Origin of the sequence: Anabaena sp. CA = ATCC 33047 (assembly GCF_963870205.1) — a bacterium.
Taxonomy (GTDB): domain Bacteria; phylum Cyanobacteriota; class Cyanobacteriia; order Cyanobacteriales; family Nostocaceae; genus Trichormus.
The window spans coordinates 1-426 of record NZ_CAWMSA010000061.1 but is presented as its reverse complement, the minus strand read 5'-3'; the positions used below and the strand labels follow the sequence as shown (position 1 = coordinate 426).

At 31.9% G+C, this 426-nt stretch carries 1 protein-coding gene; it reads left to right on the top strand.

Annotation, left to right across the window (positions count from 1 at the left end; translation table 11 throughout):
* The coding region (locus AACS98_RS19615; RefSeq protein WP_232317183.1) for a hypothetical protein at positions 1-209 on the top strand (209 nt) is incomplete at its 5' end.
* Between the last annotated feature and the right edge of the window lie 217 nt (positions 210-426).

The following is a 426-nucleotide window of genomic DNA, read 5'->3' as shown; positions in this document are numbered from 1 at the left end:
GTGAGGAAATTGATTTCCTCGCTAATAATTTGCAACTACAAGAAGAATTAATTGAGTGGTTTGAAAATTCATTAAGTGACTGCTGCTGGCATCCTCACAATTATAAAACATTTAAGCAAATAACGAATTACTGGTCATGGAATTGTTTATCTGAAATAGATACATCAATAGATGTATCTGAAAAAGAAATAAGTGATATTCCTTTTTAATAAAAATGTCTGAGGTTACTTCAATCTCAGGCATTTGATTACGCTACGCGAAAAATCAGAAAACTCTTAAGTATTCGCATCATCAAATCTTATCTCAACATTTACTTCCTACAGGAACGCTACGCAAAATCTCAATGAAAAACATTTTTCTGGAGAAAAATAAATGGATACTCAATCTATACTCACTCTGGCTATTGAAGTTATCTTTTGGGCAATG